The following is an 18,550-nucleotide window of genomic DNA, read 5'->3' on the forward strand; positions in this document are numbered from 1 at the left end:
ACACCCTTTAAAAAAGGGAGTGAATAACTCCACTCCCCTATAGTTTCTACCAAACGGTAATTCTCTCCTCTTTTGGCAAATACATTTTCTCGCCAGGCTGAATATCGAAAGCGGAATAAAATGCATCTGTATTCATTAGAGGCCCATTTACACGCCAAACTGGTGGTGCGTGAGAGTTACTGTTGATCCACAAGCGCAGGTATTCGTCCTTCATTTTCACTCTCCAGATTCTGGCTACTGAAAGGAAAAAACGCTGATCAGGTGTAAAGCCATCGATTTTTGTAGTGTCTTGGCCTTGCTTAGTCAGTTTGAAGGCATCGTAAGCAACTGCTACTCCACTGATATCCGCTGTGTTTTCACCCACGGTCATCGCTCCTTTTACATGTACGCTATCCAGAACGGTAAAAGTGCTATACAGATCGATCACCTGCTGAGTTCTGGCTCTGAACTTCTCGTAATCTGAGTTTGTCCACCAGTTTTTCACGTTGCCATCCTTATCGAATTGAGCACCTTGATCATCAAAGGTATGCGTGATTTCGTGACCAATTACCATCCCAATTCCACCATAATTCAAGGCATCATCAGCTTCATTGTCGAAGTAAGGAGCTTGCAGAATACCGGCAGGAAACACAATTTGATTACCCGATGGATTGTTGTAAGCCGTAACGGTTGAAGGAGTTGTAAACCACTCCGATTTATCGACCGGATTGCCCAGTTTGCTCACCTGATACTGATATTGTGCCTTGGTGGCAGACACCACATTTTCGAAAAACTTACCTTTTTCAATTTTTACATTGCTGTAATCTTTCCAAGAATCAGGGTAACCAATTTTTTTATTCATGGCCGCCAGCTTCTCCTTGGCCTTTTCCTTCGTGCTGTCGCTCATCCACTCCAGTTTATCAATTCTCACATCATATGCCTTTTGGAAGTTGTTCACCAATTCCTGCATTCGCTTCTTGGCCGATTCAGGGAAATATTTCTTCACATACAACTGTCCCAAAGCTTCACCCAAAAGATTATCTACCATACTGGCCATCACTTCTCCTCGCTCCCTTTGAACGGCCTGACCAGAAAGCACTTTTGAAAGTTCGAATTGCGCATCGATAAAGGGCTTGCTCAAGATGTCAGCGTAATTGCCGATGGAATTCGCCTTTAGGTAAACTTTCCAATCGTCAATAGAAATCACTTTTAGCAGTTGATTCAGCTTTTCGTAATAAGCAGGCTGACCAATATCGATTGAATCGGTTTTCGCTCCTAGGTTTGTCAGCAAAGTAGACCAAGCAATATTCGGCTGTTTCTTGTCCAAATCGGCCACAGCCATTTTATTGTAATTGGCCTTTACATCGCGAAGCTCAATTCTAGTTCTGTGTGAACCCGCCAGCTGCTTTTCCATATTGTAAACCAAAGCCGCATTTTCCTGAGCTTCGGAAGCAGAAGAACCGGTCAATTCGAATAATTTGGCCAAATAGGTTTTATACGCCTTTTGAATCTCTGTAGTGGAAGGATCGGTATCAAAGTAATAGTCTCTGGTAGGCAAGCCAATACCCGTCTGCCGCGCATGAGCGATATTCATGCTACTATTTTTATCATCTGGGCCAATATTTACACCAATGATGGAGCTGTTATAAGCTTTCGACTGCTCGGCCACGAACTTCATCAGAGAAGGAACATCCTGAATGCTTTCAATGCTCGAAAGTATCGGCTTAATAGGGTCGTAACCGCGCTGATTGATGGTTTCCATATCCATTCCCGAAGCATAAAAATCGCCTACTTTCTGACCAATGCTGCCCTCTGGGTTATCGGCCTGAGCTACACTGTCGAGAATGCCTTGCAAGCGAATTCGCTGGGGATAATTCATAAACATATAAGCGCCAACCCCTGCCTGGCTAGGCGGAATTTGAGCAGTGTCGTACCAAATGCTATTGGCGTAACGGAAGAAATCATCGCCAGGATCGAGAGAAAGGTTCACCCCTTCTATGGCGACATGTCTTTCCTCAGGTTGTTGGGTTGAACAGGCCTGCATGGCAAGCACAGCAACCAAAAGGATTATGTATTTTTTCATAAAGGAACTCTATTTGGTAATGGGTTGATAAGTCTATCAAGGTAAGGATTTTGGAAGGATAAATAAGATCGAAAAATCTACTCAGGCACTTAGTTAATTAACTACTTAATTAGTTTAATGGTTGATTTTCACTAAACTTGCGATTCAAAAACAGTCAAAGCACAACACCATTCTATGCGAAAGCTTATACTCATCTTTTCAGCATTAGCTTTAATTTGTTTTCATCCTTTTGCTCAGTCAGTGGGCGTTCAAAATGGCCAAGTTACTATTGGTGCTATTGATAGTCTCTACTCAGAAATTCTTGGGGAACAGAGACAAATTTGGGTTTCGGTGCCCGAAAGTGCTAATAACACCCAACAGAACTATCCCGTTTTGTATGTCCTTGATGGCAATGCGCATTTCTATTCCGTGGTAGGCATGTTGCGGCAACTAAGTGCATCGAATGGCAATATGATTCTGCCAGAAATGATTGTGGTCGGCATTCCCAACACCGATAGAACACGAGACCTTACTCCTAGCCATTTTCGTTTTTTGGCTACATCTGGTGGTGCTGAAAACTTCACTTCCTTTATAGAAAAGGAGCTCATTCCCTATATCGATTCAAAATACCCAACCACTTCTTACCGAACACTGGTTGGCCATTCTTGGGGAGGTTTATTTGTTCTGAACACGCTAACGAAACACTCAGAACTGTTCGAAAATTACCTTGCTATCGACCCGACCATCCGATGGAATAACCTCAGCTTTTTTAAAGAGGCTAGTGAGGTTTTGAAAGCCAAAAACTTTGAAGGGAAGTCGCTCTTTTTGGGTGTCGCGAATAGACTGCCGAAAGGCTTGGATTTAACCACGGTTAAAGCAGATTCTACCCCAGCTTCGGAACATATTCGAACCATACTGAAACTCACAGAATTAGCCAAAAACGCTCAAGGAATAAATTTCACATGGAAGTTTTACCCTGAAGACAACCACAATGGAGTTCCTTTAATTGCGACTTATGATGGGTTTCGGTTTCTATTTGAATGGTTCAATTTCAACGAAGAATTCATTTTTGAAGAAGGTGCAACTCTCAGTGCTCCAGAGCTGATCGAATTTATCGAGAATCACTTCGGAAATATCTCAAAGCATTTCGGCTACACGTTTCTTCCTCCTCAAAATCTGATTAATCGATTTGCGAATATTGCGGCTTCTGAAGGACAAACCAAGAAGGTAGAAGCATTGTATGAGCTCAACATTCGGAACTACCCTAAAAGCTCTTTGACCCATGAAGCCTTGGGAGATTTCTATCGAACCAACGGCAATAATAAAAAGGCCATTGAACTTTATGAGCAGTCACTGCAGATTGAAGCCAATGATCGTGTTCGACAGAAATTGGAGCGTTTGAAAGGTTAAAGAAATTTGTGTTTCTAATCCTTTTTAGGCTTGTACAACACAATGATTTGAACCAAAACAGCCATCACAATCAAAAATATAATTTCCACTTGAGTGAAAAGATCGATGGATTTCATGGTTCTATTGCTTAACTCCATTTGGCGTTTGCCTTCTTCTAGTTGCACTTTAGACAAATCGTGCAGATTTCTTACGATATCGTTGATGCTTCTCAATACACTATCGTTACTGACAAAATCAGAAGCCACATAATCCCTTTCTCTACCTTCTAAGGTTTTTAGTTCTTGCTTCAAATCGTTGAAAATATCCTGCTCTTTCGGGGTAAGCTTGGTTTGTTCATAACGCTCGATCAGCGTTTGTAGTCGCTGATTCGTGCTATCGTTTTGGGCCTTAAAAAATGTAGAATCGGCCTTGGCAATGGCCATTTCCTTCTCTTGAATCAAAAGCGACATCTCAAAAATCAAGTCGTTGGCGATAATTCTGTCTTCATAAATGGTTGAAATTGAACTCTTCAACCGATTGAAGTTGTCCTTATCGATCAGATTGGTGGTGAGAACAATTACAAAAACCAACAACACACCCGAAACCCACTTGATTTTGTTGATCATATTCATAAGCTAGCTATTAACGTTGGTTGAAAGCGACAAAGCAGGCTTTAAATAACCCGTTTCCCTAATACCGCCTGATTCAACTACCGATACGATTAAGCCTATGTGGGGTTACATATGGAATAGAGACATGACACATAACCACTCCGGGAATGAACTTTTAGCCAGCGTTCACTACTTCACTTGGAGTAATTCCATATTGCTTTTTGAATGCCACAGAGAAATGGGACAAACTCTCAAAGCCCAGGTTTAGATAGAAATCGGACGGTTTTTTGTTCTCCTTCTCTATGAGAAACCTAGCTTCCTGCAAACGTCTTTGGGTCAGCCAGTGACTAGGTGTATCATTAAAGATCTCTTTGAAGTCCCGCTTAAAGGCCGATATACTTCTTCCTGTTAAGAAGGCAAATCGCTCGGTACTGACATTGAACTTGTAGTTACGGGTCATAAACTCTTCCAGGTCGATTTTACCCGGCTTTCGGAAGTCAAAAAACACAGAAGCTAGTTCCGGTTGCTGCTGCAATAGTATAATCAGGAGTTCCTGGTACTTCAACTCTTGAAATGCTTCATCTAGTTGCATTACTCCCGTGTAATAAGGCTGAATGGACTGAATGAAGTTCTTCATCAATTCAGAAGGCTGAACCTGGATCAAAGTATCCTTCACAACAGCAGATGATTCTTTAGGCGCATGCTTCTGATGAAACGTTCTGAGAAATGGCTCATCAAAGCAAATGAGTATGGGTTCGAATGCCTCTTTTCCTTCCAGCAATTCATACTTAGCCAGACGATTTTTTCTAGCAATACAGGCATCACCTGCTTTGAAAGTCTGGCTTTTATTTCCATCAAAAACACGGATCGCACCCTTCGCCACATAGATGAATACATTGTCAGGTATAAATTGCTCCTGCAAGATGTTGGTCCGTGTTTCTTCTGCTATGTTTTTCATCTCAACCCTTAATTTAAGAATCCATTTTTAAATGGATGACCCAAATAGATCAATATCAATGGCAACATCAAAAATGGTATTTCAATCAAAGCGAATTTGTAATTGCCCACCTTGAGCACCAAAGCAATCATCACCACCAACTGAACTGCTCTGAGCAGATTGCCAATAAAGAAGGTCTTTGGAAACAAAATCAACACGCCTGTGATCATAGACCAGGCACCAAAAGCCATCCCGAAGGTATTTGACAGCCCTAACTCCGCCATCATCTTAGAAGCTGATTCGGACAAGGGTCTGAAGGCACGAAAGCCATTTGAAACCCCGATATAAGTAGATAGAAGGATGAGTATTCCGCTAACTATTCTCATGACATTATTGATTTATAAGGTTGTAGTTGATCAAAGAGTTGACCCCTGACTGGATGATTTCTTCTTGAGTAGCCATAGGCTTCCATCCCAGGATATTACGAGCCTTATCATTGCTCACCTTTCGGTTGACTTTCAACAAAAGTGCTCCCTCTTTCACCTGATGATTAAAATTGGCAGCCAACTTCAGCACCCAATCAGGCACTTTCTTAGTCGAAACCTTCTGTGATACATTCGGAAATTTGTCTTTCAGCAGATTAGCTATTTCCATCAAAGTGATCTGACCATCAGCAGTAGCGATAAACCTCTGACCATTGGCCTCTGGAGTGATCATCGCTCGAATGTGCAGGTCAGCTACATCTCTTACATCCACCACATTCAAAGGGATATTGGGCACCGCTTTCATGGAGCCATTCAGTAAATTTTGCAACAGATGAAAACTACCGGAAACGTGCCCGTCAAGTGATGGTCCATAAATCGCCACTGGGTTGACAGTTGCAAACTCTAGCCCCTCTCCTTCCTTATTGATAAACTCCCAAGCAGCTTTCTCTGCAAGGGTCTTTGATTTTTCATAGATAGAAAGCCCCTTTTCATTAGGATTAGTCCAATCTGCCTCTGTGGTGTTTCTAGAAGCATCAAACTGACTGAAGCCAACAGCTCCAAAATTGGAAGTCATCACTACGCGTTTCACACCTGCTTGTTTAGCGAACTTGAGCACTCGCTTGATTCCTTCTACTGCCGGACGAATGGCTTCATTCTCATCCTTGGGTATGTCAAAAAATACCGGAGAAGCCACACTCAATACATATTGACAATCCTGCATCGCTTCCGCCCAATTCTCATCTTTGGTTAACTCTGCTACTACGAATGATAACTTTTCAAAGGAAGAAATACCATTTGCTGCAAGAGTATCCAGGAGTTGATCCTTCTTATCCAAACTGCGCATGGTCGTGCGCACTTCATAGCCTTTTTGTAAAAGTTGTAAGATGATGTGCTTGCCCACGAAACCTGTTCCGCCAGTGACCAGCACCTTTTCTGATTTGTTCATTGCTTCAATTTTTAATGTTAATGATGAAGCAAAATTCGCTAGAAACTGACCTTGACAGGTTTACTCAGAAGTCCACACTTACTTTATTCAGAAGTCCAATTTTCAATTAAAACTGGCTCTGAATTCTACTGGAGAAAAGTTCGTTTTGGACTTGAAAAGCTTGCTGAAGGATTGCGGATAATCAAACCCAAGTGCATAGGCGATCTCACTCACACTCAGGTTGGTCGTGGAGAGTTTTTCTTTCGCCACTTCAATGAGTTTTTCATGAATATGCTGCTGCGTACTCTGCCCGGTGTGAACCTTGAGCACGCTGCTGAGGTAGCTGGCCGATAGATTCAGCTCATCGGAGACAAACTGAACCGTGGGCAAGCCTTTCTCTATCAGTCCATCCTGTCGGTAATAGTCATTCAACAGTTTTTCCAGACGCGTGACAATCTCATGATTGCTGACCTTTCTGGTAATGAACTGGCGGTTATAAAATCGCTGCGAGTAGTTGAGTAAAGTCTCAATCTGCGAGATGATGATCTCCTGACTGAAAGCATCGATGTTCACCATCAGCTCCTGCTCGATGTTCTGGATCAGGCCATTGATAGTAGCTTCCTCTTTCTCCGACACAAAAAGCGCTTCATTGGTGGAATAGTCGAAAAACTCATAATTCTTCATGCGGGAAGCCAGAGCAGTGTGCTGCAAAAAGTCAGGATGGATCAGCAGCATCCAACCCGAGCGATCTTCACTCATGGAAGCGCTTCCAGCTACTTTAAACACCTGATTTGGCGCGATATAAAACATCACTCCATTGTCGAAATCATACTCCTGCTGGCCGTATTTCATCTTGCCATTGATGCCGCGTTTGATCGCGATATTGTAGAAATCATAGACATAATTGACCGGCTCGGACTCTTGTATACACGTCATTTTTCCGTAATCAATCACGCTAATCAACGGATGATGCGGAGCGGCAACACCCTTCAACTGGTGAAATTCACTGATGGACTTTACTTTTAACACCTTTGCCATAATCAATCATTTAAACGCTTTAGAACTACTGATGACGTGTTTTGTAAAGTGTTGTTTTTTAAAGCATTTACACAAGACCGTCATCCTGATACTGTCGCCCTATTTACAAGAGCTTGGCCCTCACCAGGGCACTTCGCCATCTGCACTGAAAAACTTACCATTTGGCCCATCCGCACCGATTGTTGCCAGTTTCACAATCGGTTCAGCTCCCTGAGCTGCAGTTTTGAATCCCGCGAAGTTATTCAGATCGGTAGCTGTGTAGCCGGGCGTCACGCTGTTTACTTTGAATTTGCCGCCAAGCTCTTCGGCCAGTTGGATGGTGAACGTATTTAAAGCCGTTTTGGTGGCGGCATAGACGTGATAAATGCTCCAGTTGGCTCGCTTTCCCTCTGCAGTTTGCATGGCCAGCGAACCCAACTCACTCGATACATTCACGATCACGGGCACTTCTGCTTGTTTGAGCAAAGGCAAAAAGGCCTGAGTCGTTTGAATGGCTCCAAAATAGTTGGTGTCGAACAGTGACTTCATCGCGGATAGATCGCATTGCGATATGTTCTGCGGTTGTGCTCCCGCTATTCCCGCATTGTTGATCAACACATCCAACACATCAGTTTTAGCAGCCAGATTTGCTTTCGCTTGTGCTACAGAAGTGGCATCACTGACATCTATTTGAATCAATTCCACATGTGTATATCCGGCATTCTTCAGCGAAACAACCGCCTCTTCTCCTCTTTTCTGATCTCTGCTGCCGAGATAAACGAAATATCCCAAAGCGGCCAACTGCTTAGCCGCTTCGAAACCAATGCCCTTATTTGCTCCGGTAATCAGTACTTTCTTCATGCTTTCTGTTTATGCGTTTTGATAGACTTTGGCAAATTCCAGAGCGAAATCCTTCAATTTCACCTTGCCCAGTTCTGGCTCATGCGCATAGTAATGTTCGTAAAGCGAGCCATCGCGCTGAGCAGCCTGCATCTCTACAAAACCTTTTGCGGCTTGTTGGTTCATTCCGAAAGCCAACATTCCCTTTAATTGCTCTTCATCAGAGATTTGCAGCCATTTCAACTCAGGATTACCGATCGCTTCTCCAAAAGCCTGAGCGATTTCATTGGGCGAAACTTTATCACTGGCGATGTACTGAAAAGATCGATTTTCGAATGGATTTTCCAGATCATGAGCCACGGCCAGCGCAATATCTAAAGGCGCCACCCACGGTTCCTTTTTGTCACCTCCCATGTTGGAAATGATCATTCCCTGCGCCTTGATCGTATGCATGGATCGGTACAAATTACTGAAAAAGCCAACCGGACGCAGGAACTTCACCGCTACATTTTCTGGTAATTCATTCAGCACCTTTTCTGTCCAATAGTGCATGGAAAGCACTCCATTTCCCTCGGTGGTATGTGCGCCAAGGCTACTTAAATGCACAGCCTTTGTTACACCTGCATTGATCACCGCCTGTTTGTATCCTTCAGCGATTCCCTTGTACGCCTCGATAATGTCAAAATCAGGAATCATCATTTTGCTGCGATCTACCGCTTCCATCAAATACACGGCATCCGCTCCTTTGAAAGTTTCGGAAAGAAAATCCACGTCCAGCATGCTGCCAATGGCGGCCTTGGCTCCCAGAGATTCTATCGCTGCTCTCCTGTCTTCCGTGCTGCTGATCACAGTCACATCATGACCTCTCTGCACCAACTCAGTGACCAAAGGCCTGCTCACATTACCCAAAGAACCTGTTACTACTATCTTCATTTTGCTTCGATTATTGTTCGATACAAAATTGAAAAGTCACTGCCCCGGCCACTTAACCAAATCTGTGGTTGTTGTATTCAAATCTTGGGTAAGTCATGAACTACCCAATAGAATCCCACAAGTCCCTGCAGCAATAATGAAGTATACGATACCCAGAATGATCAGCACTTTTCCTGTTTTAGGTTTATTTTTCTTGATACCTGCCCCAACAAGCATTAATATCAACGGCAAACCAACGATAATAAAACCGAAGAAAGCAAAAAAATAATCCAAGCCTTCGCCATTATATTCTAACAGTATCATACTTCCTGATTTTGTAGTTTAGTTAGATATTCCTTTTTATCATCTCTATAAAACAAGTTCATTGTCTCGAATGGAATGATCTTATTGTCTTTATTGACAATGTGCACGCAAGATTTCTTGATCGATCGTACATCAAAGTTATAAGCATCTACAAACTGCATGATGATCACACGAAACAGGTTATCATAACCTAATGCCGGCGCTTCAATCTGTGGCAAACAGCAGAGCAAAGACTGAAGTTTATTAGTAGCGGCATCTACAGAATTGCCAGTACTGAATAGTTCTATCATCTTACCGTGTAAGTGCTCGTCCTGCTCATAGACAATGGTATTCTTGCTATTATCCAACAAATCGACAGGGTTGATGAATCTGGTTAGCGGAAACACCTCTCCTCCCAACTTCAAGGCATATCCCATGACCAGCGCATCTGGATTACAGGGAACTGGAATAAGATCATCTTCATTGAAAACTGGTGATTGTTCCAATATCTTCCTCCTTACTTCTGTTAATGTCATTCGGTCTTTGGCAGGATCAAAATTCTCTAACCGCCCAGCGATCTGAGTTGGCTGAAAGGTGACTCCACGCACACATCGCTGCTTCAACGCATACTCAATGGTTTGGCCAATTTCATCATCATTCAAACCATTCTGAAGGGTGACCACCAGTGTCGTTGACAGGTTCAACTCATTGAGATGATCCAAAGCCTGCTGTCTTATTTTTAATAGTTCGGCTCCTCGCATTGATCGCAACACCTCTTCACGGAACGAATCAAACTGCAAATACACTTCAAAATCAGGTGCATAAGCGGCTAGCTTTCTGGCAAACTCCTTATCCTTGGCTATGGCAATGCCATTGGTATTTAGCATCAAATGTTTGATGGGTAGCGATTTGGCATAATCCAGAATCTCAAAAATCTGAGGATGAATCGTTGGTTCGCCACCACTGATCTGCACTACATCTGGCTCCTTCTCATTAGCCACGATGGTGTCCAGCATTTGCTTGACCTCCTCTAGCGACCTATGTCTCCCATATGTTGGAGAAGAACCTGCGTAGCATGTTGGACACGTCAGATTGCACCGATCGGTCACTTCTACTACAGTTAAGCAAGAGTGCTGCTCATGATCCGGACAAAGCCCACAGTCATATGGACAGCCATAATGGGTCTCTGTATTAAACTTATAAGGTGTTTCCGAAGGCTTGTTGTAGTTACGAATGTTTTTGTAATACGCCACATCATCGGCAATGAGCACTTTGGATGCACCATGTTCTGGACACCTTTTCAGCATATATACTTTATCATCCTGAAACACAATCTTTGCATCTATTCTTTTGAGACACTGAGGACAGAGACTCAATGTGAAATCATAATAGGTATATTTTCTGGTAGGCATGTGTGAGCAATTTAGAAATCGTTTTGTAATAGTACAGCCAGCACAAAACGCACAACCATTGAATACTGCTGAAACCGAGAATGAAGAAAATGTTTGGCTTTAGAAATTCCATACAAAATCTAAAACCAAAATAGCTAATCATAAAGTACTGGAAGGTCAGACCTGGCCTCAGGCTTGCTTTTGCCGACTGCCTCCTGAAAATCAAAAACAGACCCATCAGAAAAACCATTTCGTAGAGCGCCAATGGGTGGCGAATGACTCCATCTCCCAAATCCATCCCTGTAAAAAAAGTGGTGGCTTTGCCATAGGTAAATTCGTTAGTACCTGACAGGAAACACCCTATACGTCCGATGAAAATGCCGAGAATAATGGGCAGGGTGAAAAGGTCACCTGAAGAGGAAGATTCACCTATGAGCTTTTTCATCAACTCCACGCCTATAAGACCACCAAAGAGGCCTCCCATAATCGTTTTGACATTAAGCAATACCGGCAGGCTTTCGAAAGAGATGGCCACAGGATTTTCGAAATACCCAAATATTCTCGAACCAATCAGTGCACCCAGAGCCGCTCCCAAAATAATCGATAACCTATTGGATGAGGAGATCGGATCAGAAGTGTTTTTCCTGAGATACGCATAATACCGATACCCAACAAAAAACGCCATATACTCCAGAATTAAATGGATATTGATGGGAATACCCCAAAGTCTTGGCTCAAAAGGCAGGCTCAACATCATTGGATGATTATTCAGCTCATAGCATGCAATCACAGAAGCTACGATACTACTTTATTCTATGATTTGTGAAAATACAATGAAGATAACTGATATATTAATGCACGTAGACTTTATTTCATGTAACCTCATCTAACATGCCAAAAGTATCAACCTCTTCCCCTACTCACCCTACCCTATTTGCCTTCCGCTGTTGGATGAACTGGTAGACAGAACCAGCAATAAACAGCAGGAGAAACACCAATAGCGTGTTCGCAATCACGGGATCCGAAATATCCTTCGCTAGCGGGTGTCCAACGGGGATTCTGGTAAAAGTTTCGTTGATGGTTGGCACCCACGAAAAGAAGAAAGTGAAAGAGATCAGAAAGTTCTCCACGTACCTCAGTCTTTTACTTTCCTTCCTTTTGTAATGAAGAAAAGCAGCTATTAGTAAAAAGATCACGATGATCAGAGAAGCGGCATGTCCTGGATTGAATCCACCCAGTTTTGAGATGCCCAGGGAAGACAGTGAGGTGATAATGGTGCCGTAAAAATAGATTTTGCCCGGCAGGTTGGAGAGGATGATTTTGCCAAATCGAACATAAGAAATGATGGCGGCCACAAGTGCCCCAATGCCTACGATGGTATGAAATATACCGAGTGCTGAAAGTCCCATAAGTTTGTTTTTGAAGCAAACTTCCCTCGAAAAATCAGCATCCATTTTCACTTAAGTGAATAATGAAACCGTATTTTTTGCGCTTCGAATAAAAAAGCAAAAATTTCGGTGGGGATTGTAAAAGCTAAAACCCCAATCGCTTTCTGATTCTGCTTAGCGAAGGGTTTTTGATGCCAAGATAAGACGAAATGTGATACAGGGGAATGCGGTTGGCAATGTCGGGGTGTTCATTGATGAGGCTGATGTATCGCTGCTCGTGGCTGAGAAAAAGCAGCGATTCCATGCGCAGCTGAGACACTTCAAAGCTCTTCTCTGCCAACTTTCGCCCGAGCGTATTCCAACCCGCAGACTGCTGGTAAAGCTCCTGCAAATGATCATAGCGAATGGCAAGGTAATGCGCATCTTCCAACGCTTCGAAATAGTACGCACACGGATACTGACGGATAAAGCTGTGAAACGACACCAAAAACTGGTTTTCTGAAAAGAAGTAAACGTTCTTTTGCTCTTCCGTTTCGGTATCGTATCTGTAAACACGAAACATCCCTTTGGTAATGAACCCCAGCTCCTTGCAAACGACTCCCTGGGTATTAAAGAAGTCCCCTTTGCTGGTTTTTCGAGGATACCAATACGATTCTGCCAAGCGAAAATCCTCTTCGGAAAGCCCTGAAAACTCGTGCAGAAAATGTTGCAACCCGGTCTTGTCTACCATACGCTTAGAAATATAAAGTCCCGATCAAATGTCGGGACTCTTGGTTAAAATTCCACTGTGTTGCGCCACAAGCTCAACCTTGCGCCAGCCTTTATTTAATCGCCATAACTCACCGCGAGGGTAATCTCTACGTCACCCAGTACTTTAGAGATCAGGCAATTCTTCTTCGCCTCTTCGGCCACTTGCACAAACTCACTTTCAGAAAGTCCGGAGATCGTTTCTGCTTTCAGTGCTAGCTCGATCAGTGTGATGCTGCCGACAGACATATCCAGGTGCACGGAAGCTTTGGTGGCCAAGCCGGCCAGCACATAACCCTGCCCAGAAAGCGCATGCGAGATGGCCATGGTAAAACAGCCCGCATGGGCCGCTCCCAGCAGCTCTTCAGGGTTGGTGCCTCTCACATCCCCGAAACGTGTGTTGAAAGAATAGGGCGTTTCGCTTAAAATGCCACTTTGTGTGCTTAATGTTCCTTTGCCCGATTTGAGGTCGCCATTCCACTGGGCGTTTGCTGTTCTTTTCATTGCTTTTGAATTTTGTTGCTACAAAGCTCCGCAGAGAAATCACGCCATTTTTTCACTTAAGTGAAAATGGGAGGAAGATTTATGAACTTCTTAAAAATTGACCAGTACAAACGTTCTGACAGAATCGATGATTGATATAAAAAAACTTTAAATTGTTACGTTGTTAGTGAATATGTGGCGTGGTGTTATATATTCGGGCATGGCCTCCTTCAATTATCTTCAAACCGTAAAATTTTGTTAATCGCAGTTGATCAGAATAGAAATCGAATTTCTCCAAGCAAAGGACTAACCGCATATTGCCAACTCTGCGGAAACCCTGTAAGAGCTCATTGTGGTGATATCTACATTCACCATTGGAAACACATAGTCGAACAGAACTGCGACCCATGGAAAGAACACGAAACAGAATGGCACAAGTCATGGAAAAACGAATTTCCTAAAGATTGGCAAGAAATTGCCATAATAAGAGATAATGAAAAACATGTTGCCGACATCCAAACTCCCAACGGACTAGTATTGGAACTTCAGAATTCATCCATATCCAGTTCAACTATTGAGGAAAGAGAAGCATTTTATCAGAGCATCATTTGGCTAGTCAACGCTGAAACATTCAAGACAAATTTTAGAATTTCCAGTGCCGTTAACAGAAGATTACGCGAAGTAGAAAATCAGTATCATGGCTATTCTTCATACAGAGAAGAGGACAGCCCAGAAATTCGAGACTTCAAGAAACAAATTGAAGAGCACGAATCAGAAATAACCAATCTGAATTATGAAATTTCAAAGCTAGAAGGTAGGCAGTCTAAAATTATTGAACACAGAGCTAATCTAGATAATGCCCTTTCACAGTGCTTCCGAACATCCTACATTTTTAGCAACATTCTGGATAAATTCAATTGCGAAGAAAAGGAGGTAATATCTTCCGTCAGATCCAAAAAAGAAGTGGTGAATGAAGATTTGGAAGGCTTAAAAGGAACTCTAAAGACAATTGATAATCTTCCCAACTCACAGGTGTTCAACTATGAACATTACAAACTTGTTACTCCTACAGAGATATCATCGTCTTCTTATCCCAAGTGTATATTAATTGAAAAGGCCTCTAAAGATTCTCTATTTCCTACAATCCTGAAATTCCGATCGGAGCAAGAGTTTGAACAGATTGCAAAAAATCAGAAATACATACTCATTGTTGACCCTACGGATGCAATTGCAAATCTGACTACGAAAATAAACCTGCTTGAATCCGAAATTTCTGAGTTGGATAAAACAGAAACAAATTGTCTAGAATCCATGAAAACTCAACTCTCAGATTTTTTGGCAGAACAACGTGATTTGTGTGTCTCAGAACTCGGAATCGCTAACAAGAAAGTTAAGAAGGCTCATGAACGAATCGAAATTTTGGAAACCAAAATCGGAAAACGTGAACAATATGAGTTTGAACAAAGAGAAATTGAATTAAGGGAAATGGAGGAATTACGTGAAGCTGAGCGATCCAATATCATGAAGAGATTTAAGGGACAATATTACTACAGTTGGAGTCATAGACGTCCTAGTTGGGACTATGCATATGAACGAATTTTCTTAGATTTTGGAACACACATCTTCGAACTCATTAGCGACACTAAATTGAGAAAAATCAGTAAGCCCCAATTTGTTGAACTGATAAAAAACTGGAGGTAACAAGCAATTATCTACCTGGTGTCATAACAATTGCTAGCTATCTCGGAAGCCAACCATATCTCCATTACCCCCCTCAATTAAAACTCGCTCGAAACTCCAAAGGAGTCAGGCTCACCTTCTTCTTAAATAGCTTATTGAAGACTTTGAGTGTTGGAAAATAACCCAACCAGATGACGCGTTTAGTTCACCCAAGTGACAAGGTCGGTCTGGCAGCCCGCCTCTCACCTGCTCCAACTCGCCAAACTCACCACGGGCTTTCTTCGCTTTCGTTTTCTATGTCCTTGCTAAAGAACTTTCCGGTAGGGCCATTTTCATCGATCAGCGTGTGTTTCACCACAAAGGCAGCGGCATCTTCTACTGTGCCTGTGCCTCGGTGATGGTTAAAATCTGTGGCCGTAAATCCCGGATCAATGGCGTTCACCCTGAAGTCTTTCAGTTCGTGAGCCAGCGTCACGGTAAAGGCGTTCAAAGCCGCTTTGGAAGGCACATAGCAGACACCTTTGATATCGTAATACTTCCAGCTGGGATCGCTGTGCATAGTGAGTGAACCAAGCCCCGAAGTGATGTTGCTGATCACCGGATGGTCGGACTTTCTCAGGAGATCTACAAAAGCCTGTGTCACACGAATAGGTCCGTAAAAGTTGACATCAAAAGTGGATTGAATCACCCCTTCTGGAGTGGTGCTGGGCGCCTGTTCGTATCCACCCATGATTCCGGCATTGTTGATCAGAATGTCGAGCTTACCCTTTTCCCTTTCGATGATTTCACGAGCCGTTTGGATCGTTTCCGGCTGAGTGACATCTATGGCTATCGCCTGCATGTTGGCATATCCTTCGCTAGCCAATTGTGCCACTATGGCATTTCCCTTTTCGATATCCCGGCTTCCCACATACACGAAAAGTCCCTTTTGGGAAAGTTGTTTTGCGGTTTCTAACCCGATACTTCTATTGGCTCCCGTGATTAATGCTGATTTCATTTTTAGTGCTTTTTCTGTTTGAAATTCAATTACCCTACAAAGCTGGCCGGACGAAAAATGAAATCATTTGCCATATGGCAAAAAGCAAACTATCGGATGTTTTTTCTGATTCGGCTCAGTGACGACTGGGTGATGCCGAGGTAAGAAGCCAGCTGAGAAAGCGGCACGCGATTGACCAAATTGGGGAATTTTTCGATAAAGCTGAGGTAGCGTGTGGTAGCATCCTGCTCCACCAGCGGACTTCTTCTGTCTAGCTTTTGCATCAAGGCCTTTTGGACTATTTTATGGACGATGGCATCCCACCCCACTATGGTGCCGGAGAGTTCCTCCCAGGCGTCTCGCGAAAAAACCAGTAACTCACAATCCGTCACGGCTTGCACATACTCCGATGCAGCAATCCGTGCTTCGAAATGCTGATAGTCCGATACCAGATGATTTTCATCGATGAAGTACTTGGTGATCTCCTCCCCTTTATTGTTATAATAGCACACGCGCAGAATGCCGTCCAGAAGATATCCAGCCTGCTTTGGCACTTTTCCCGCTTCAGAGAAGTAATCACCTTTGTTCAGATGAACAGGTTTCACCTTAGCAGAAATGAAGTCAATCTGTTGCTGGTTTAGCTGCCCAAACTGAAGCAAATAATCAATCAGTTTATCCATGTCAGCAAGTTAACAATTGAAAGCTGGGAGCCTTTTACCAAATGGCAAAAAGGAGGTCGATGCTACCCGGACAAGCATAAAACATATTGAAGATTTCGTTTCCACAGCATGGATAAAACCGCAGGTTTCAGAAACTTTCACATATTTGCTCAACTGTATTTTACTATGACGATCACAAAAAACAGACTGGAGGCTTTTATCGATGCGGTTATTGCCATTGTCATCACCATCATGGTTTTGGAAATCCCGCTACCAGAGTTGTTCGAAACCAAAGATTTGTTCAAATTTGGTACGTCATTATTGATTTACTTGCTCAGTTTTCTCGTTGTTGGCGCATTTTGGAACCAGCATCACCAGCTTTTTCAGTACCTCGAAAGAGTGAATCAAAGGATCATCATTTCCAACATTTTCTTTCTGTTTTTCCTGTCGCTCATTCCCCTATTTACCAAATGGGTGATTGAAAATCAGGGTGTGCTCACTCCGGTAATCGGCTTTGACATTATCTACTTCCTGGCCAGTCTGTTTTACATGGTGACGTTCCGCGCTGTGGTTCAGAATAGTGATCATGACGAGCTCAAGCAACTTTCGGAACACGTAAAAAGAAAGCCTCGGCTAAAACCGAAATCCTCCTGGCTGCCGCTGCTGATGTTACTGGGCATTATCGGAGTGGTGATTTTCGTTTCCATTTACTTCCCCAAAGTGGCTACTTATGTTTTGATGGGTATTCCCATTACATCTTCCATTGTGAACCTCTTCATTCCCCAACTCGAAAGAGGCCATCGCAAGAATCAGGCACGATCAAACCAACCCCACTAACTCTCAATTAAAACTCGCCCTAAACTCCAGCGGACTTTGGCTGGTTTTGGATTTGAAGAGTTTACTGAACGACTGTGAATGTTCGAATCCTAACGCGTAAGCAATCTCGCTGACGGATAAATTGGTGGTAGACAGCTTTTCCTTGGCTTTCGAAATCAGTTTTTCATGAATGTGCTGCTGGGTATTCAATCCCGTCAGTGATTTGAGGAGACTGCTCAAATAAGTTGGAGAAATATTCAATGAGTCAGCCACATGCTGCACACTGGGAATGCCTTGATCGATCAACTCATTTCCCTCAAAATATTGGTTAAGCAATGATTCGAGTTGATCAAGTATTTGGTGATTGCTCTTCTTACGTGTGATAAACTGTCGCTTGTAAAATCGCTCTGAGTAACTAAGCAATAGTTCTATCTGCGAAACAATGATGTTCTGACTAAAGTCATCAAGATTGGATGAAATCTCATCTTTTATGTTTTGAACGATCGAGTTGCTTACAGCTTTTTCCTTTTCGGATAGAAATAAAGCTTCGTTCACCGAATAATCCCAAAAATCATACTGATTGATCTTGCTCGCCAATCCAGTATTCCACAAAAAATCAGGATGAATGAGAAGTACCCAACCTTGCTGCTGGCAAGGCCGGTCCTTGTTTCTCTCGATCTTAAAGATCTGATTAGGCGCAATAAAAAACATAACACCGGCATTAAAATCATATTCCTGCTGGCCGTATTTAAACCTTCCGACCAATCCGGTTTTTATCGAAATGGAATAATAATTCAGAATCAGGCTGAGATCTTCTCCATGCTTAGCTTCATCCTCCATATTCACCACACTAATCAGCGGATGCTCCGGTTCTGGCAAACCTCTCAGCTCATGGAATTGGCGAATAGATGCTATTCTCAGTAGTTTTTCAGCGCTCATATCAACACAGT

Annotated in this window: 20 protein-coding genes; 3 read left to right on the forward strand and 17 right to left on the reverse strand. The window is 42.9% G+C overall.

The features are described 5' to 3' along the window. Positions 1-46 precede the first annotated feature (46 nt). Positions 47-2,062 (reverse strand): M13 family metallopeptidase, encoded by a 2,016-nt coding sequence (locus ACXACJ_RS16085; protein ID WP_475135430.1) that lies wholly within the window; start codon positions 2,060-2,062, stop codon positions 47-49. A gap of 174 nt (positions 2,063-2,236) precedes the next feature. On the opposite strand from ACXACJ_RS16085, the gene ACXACJ_RS16090 reads away from it, so the two are divergent. Next, complete coding sequence (locus ACXACJ_RS16090) at positions 2,237-3,451, forward strand: alpha/beta hydrolase-fold protein (protein WP_475135431.1); 1,215 nt, start codon at positions 2,237-2,239, stop codon at positions 3,449-3,451. A 14-nt stretch (positions 3,452-3,465) separates the two neighbouring features. Here ACXACJ_RS16090 and ACXACJ_RS16095 read toward each other — a convergent pair whose 3' ends face one another. The 13 genes from ACXACJ_RS16095 to ACXACJ_RS16155 form a co-directional block, all read right to left on the reverse strand. Then, complete coding sequence (locus tag ACXACJ_RS16095; RefSeq protein WP_475135432.1) at positions 3,466-4,062, reverse strand: MCP four helix bundle domain-containing protein; 597 nt, start codon at positions 4,060-4,062, stop codon at positions 3,466-3,468. A gap of 154 nt (positions 4,063-4,216) precedes the next feature. Continuing rightward, a complete protein-coding gene (locus ACXACJ_RS16100; RefSeq protein WP_475135433.1) occupies positions 4,217-4,999 on the reverse strand; it encodes a helix-turn-helix domain-containing protein in 783 nt (260 codons plus the stop codon). Positions 5,000-5,007: 8 nt separating this feature from the next. Continuing rightward, a complete protein-coding gene (locus tag ACXACJ_RS16105) occupies positions 5,008-5,364 on the reverse strand; it encodes a hypothetical protein (RefSeq protein WP_475135434.1) in 357 nt (118 codons plus the stop codon). Between the two features lie 4 nt (positions 5,365-5,368). Further along, entirely contained in the window at positions 5,369-6,409 is a 1,041-nt protein-coding gene (locus ACXACJ_RS16110; protein ID WP_475135435.1) for an SDR family oxidoreductase, read from the reverse strand. A 102-nt stretch (positions 6,410-6,511) separates the two neighbouring features. Further along, the gene (locus ACXACJ_RS16115; protein ID WP_475135436.1) at positions 6,512-7,426 is read right to left on the reverse strand and encodes a helix-turn-helix domain-containing protein; all 915 of its coding nucleotides are present in this window, start codon (positions 7,424-7,426) and stop codon (positions 6,512-6,514) included. Positions 7,427-7,546: 120 nt separating this feature from the next. Then, positions 7,547-8,266 (reverse strand): SDR family NAD(P)-dependent oxidoreductase, encoded by a 720-nt coding sequence (locus ACXACJ_RS16120; protein ID WP_475135437.1) that lies wholly within the window; start codon positions 8,264-8,266, stop codon positions 7,547-7,549. A 9-nt stretch (positions 8,267-8,275) separates the two neighbouring features. Then, positions 8,276-9,178, reverse strand: coding sequence for an NmrA family NAD(P)-binding protein (locus ACXACJ_RS16125; protein ID WP_475135438.1), 903 nt, complete (start codon positions 9,176-9,178; stop codon positions 8,276-8,278). A gap of 93 nt (positions 9,179-9,271) precedes the next feature. Continuing rightward, on the reverse strand, positions 9,272-9,481 hold the full coding sequence (locus ACXACJ_RS16130; protein WP_475135439.1) for a hypothetical protein: 210 nt from the start codon (positions 9,479-9,481) through the stop codon (positions 9,272-9,274). Further along, positions 9,478-10,872: a radical SAM protein gene (locus tag ACXACJ_RS16135; RefSeq protein ID WP_475135440.1), complete on the reverse strand. Its 1,395-nt coding sequence runs from the start codon at positions 10,870-10,872 to the stop codon at positions 9,478-9,480. Before ACXACJ_RS16135 ends, ACXACJ_RS16130 begins: the two co-directional genes overlap by 4 nt. Next, positions 10,844-11,608 (reverse strand): prolipoprotein diacylglyceryl transferase, encoded by a 765-nt coding sequence (locus tag ACXACJ_RS16140; RefSeq protein WP_475135441.1) that lies wholly within the window; start codon positions 11,606-11,608, stop codon positions 10,844-10,846. Before ACXACJ_RS16140 ends, ACXACJ_RS16135 begins: the two co-directional genes overlap by 29 nt. Positions 11,609-11,771: 163 nt before the next feature. After that, positions 11,772-12,260, reverse strand: coding sequence for a hypothetical protein (locus tag ACXACJ_RS16145; RefSeq protein ID WP_475135442.1), 489 nt, complete (start codon positions 12,258-12,260; stop codon positions 11,772-11,774). Positions 12,261-12,384: 124 nt separating this feature from the next. After that, the gene (locus ACXACJ_RS16150) at positions 12,385-12,969 is read right to left on the reverse strand and encodes a Crp/Fnr family transcriptional regulator (RefSeq protein WP_475135443.1); all 585 of its coding nucleotides are present in this window, start codon (positions 12,967-12,969) and stop codon (positions 12,385-12,387) included. A gap of 95 nt (positions 12,970-13,064) precedes the next feature. Continuing rightward, positions 13,065-13,490 carry an OsmC family protein gene (locus ACXACJ_RS16155; protein WP_475135444.1) on the reverse strand — a complete coding sequence of 142 codons (426 nt, stop codon included), beginning with the start codon at positions 13,488-13,490 and terminating at the stop codon, positions 13,065-13,067. A 234-nt stretch (positions 13,491-13,724) separates the two neighbouring features. On the opposite strand from ACXACJ_RS16155, the gene ACXACJ_RS16160 reads away from it, so the two are divergent. Beyond that, positions 13,725-15,170 carry a competence protein CoiA family protein gene (locus ACXACJ_RS16160; protein WP_475135445.1) on the forward strand — a complete coding sequence of 482 codons (1,446 nt, stop codon included), beginning with the start codon at positions 13,725-13,727 and terminating at the stop codon, positions 15,168-15,170. A gap of 244 nt (positions 15,171-15,414) precedes the next feature. Here the strand turns inward: ACXACJ_RS16160 and ACXACJ_RS16165 are convergent, their stop codons facing one another. Beyond that, complete coding sequence (locus ACXACJ_RS16165) at positions 15,415-16,146, reverse strand: SDR family NAD(P)-dependent oxidoreductase (protein WP_475135446.1); 732 nt, start codon at positions 16,144-16,146, stop codon at positions 15,415-15,417. An 89-nt stretch (positions 16,147-16,235) separates the two neighbouring features. Continuing rightward, positions 16,236-16,805, reverse strand: coding sequence for a Crp/Fnr family transcriptional regulator (locus ACXACJ_RS16170; RefSeq protein WP_475135447.1), 570 nt, complete (start codon positions 16,803-16,805; stop codon positions 16,236-16,238). A 165-nt stretch (positions 16,806-16,970) separates the two neighbouring features. On the opposite strand from ACXACJ_RS16170, the gene ACXACJ_RS16175 reads away from it, so the two are divergent. Beyond that, positions 16,971-17,621, forward strand: coding sequence for a TMEM175 family protein (locus tag ACXACJ_RS16175; protein WP_475135448.1), 651 nt, complete (start codon positions 16,971-16,973; stop codon positions 17,619-17,621). A 3-nt stretch (positions 17,622-17,624) separates the two neighbouring features. Here ACXACJ_RS16175 and ACXACJ_RS16180 read toward each other — a convergent pair whose 3' ends face one another. Further along, positions 17,625-18,539, reverse strand: a complete 915-nt coding sequence (locus tag ACXACJ_RS16180; RefSeq protein WP_475135449.1) for a helix-turn-helix domain-containing protein — start codon at positions 18,537-18,539, stop codon at positions 17,625-17,627. Positions 18,540-18,550 lie beyond the last annotated feature (11 nt).

Source organism: Roseivirga sp. AWQ4_251, assembly GCF_056158225.1.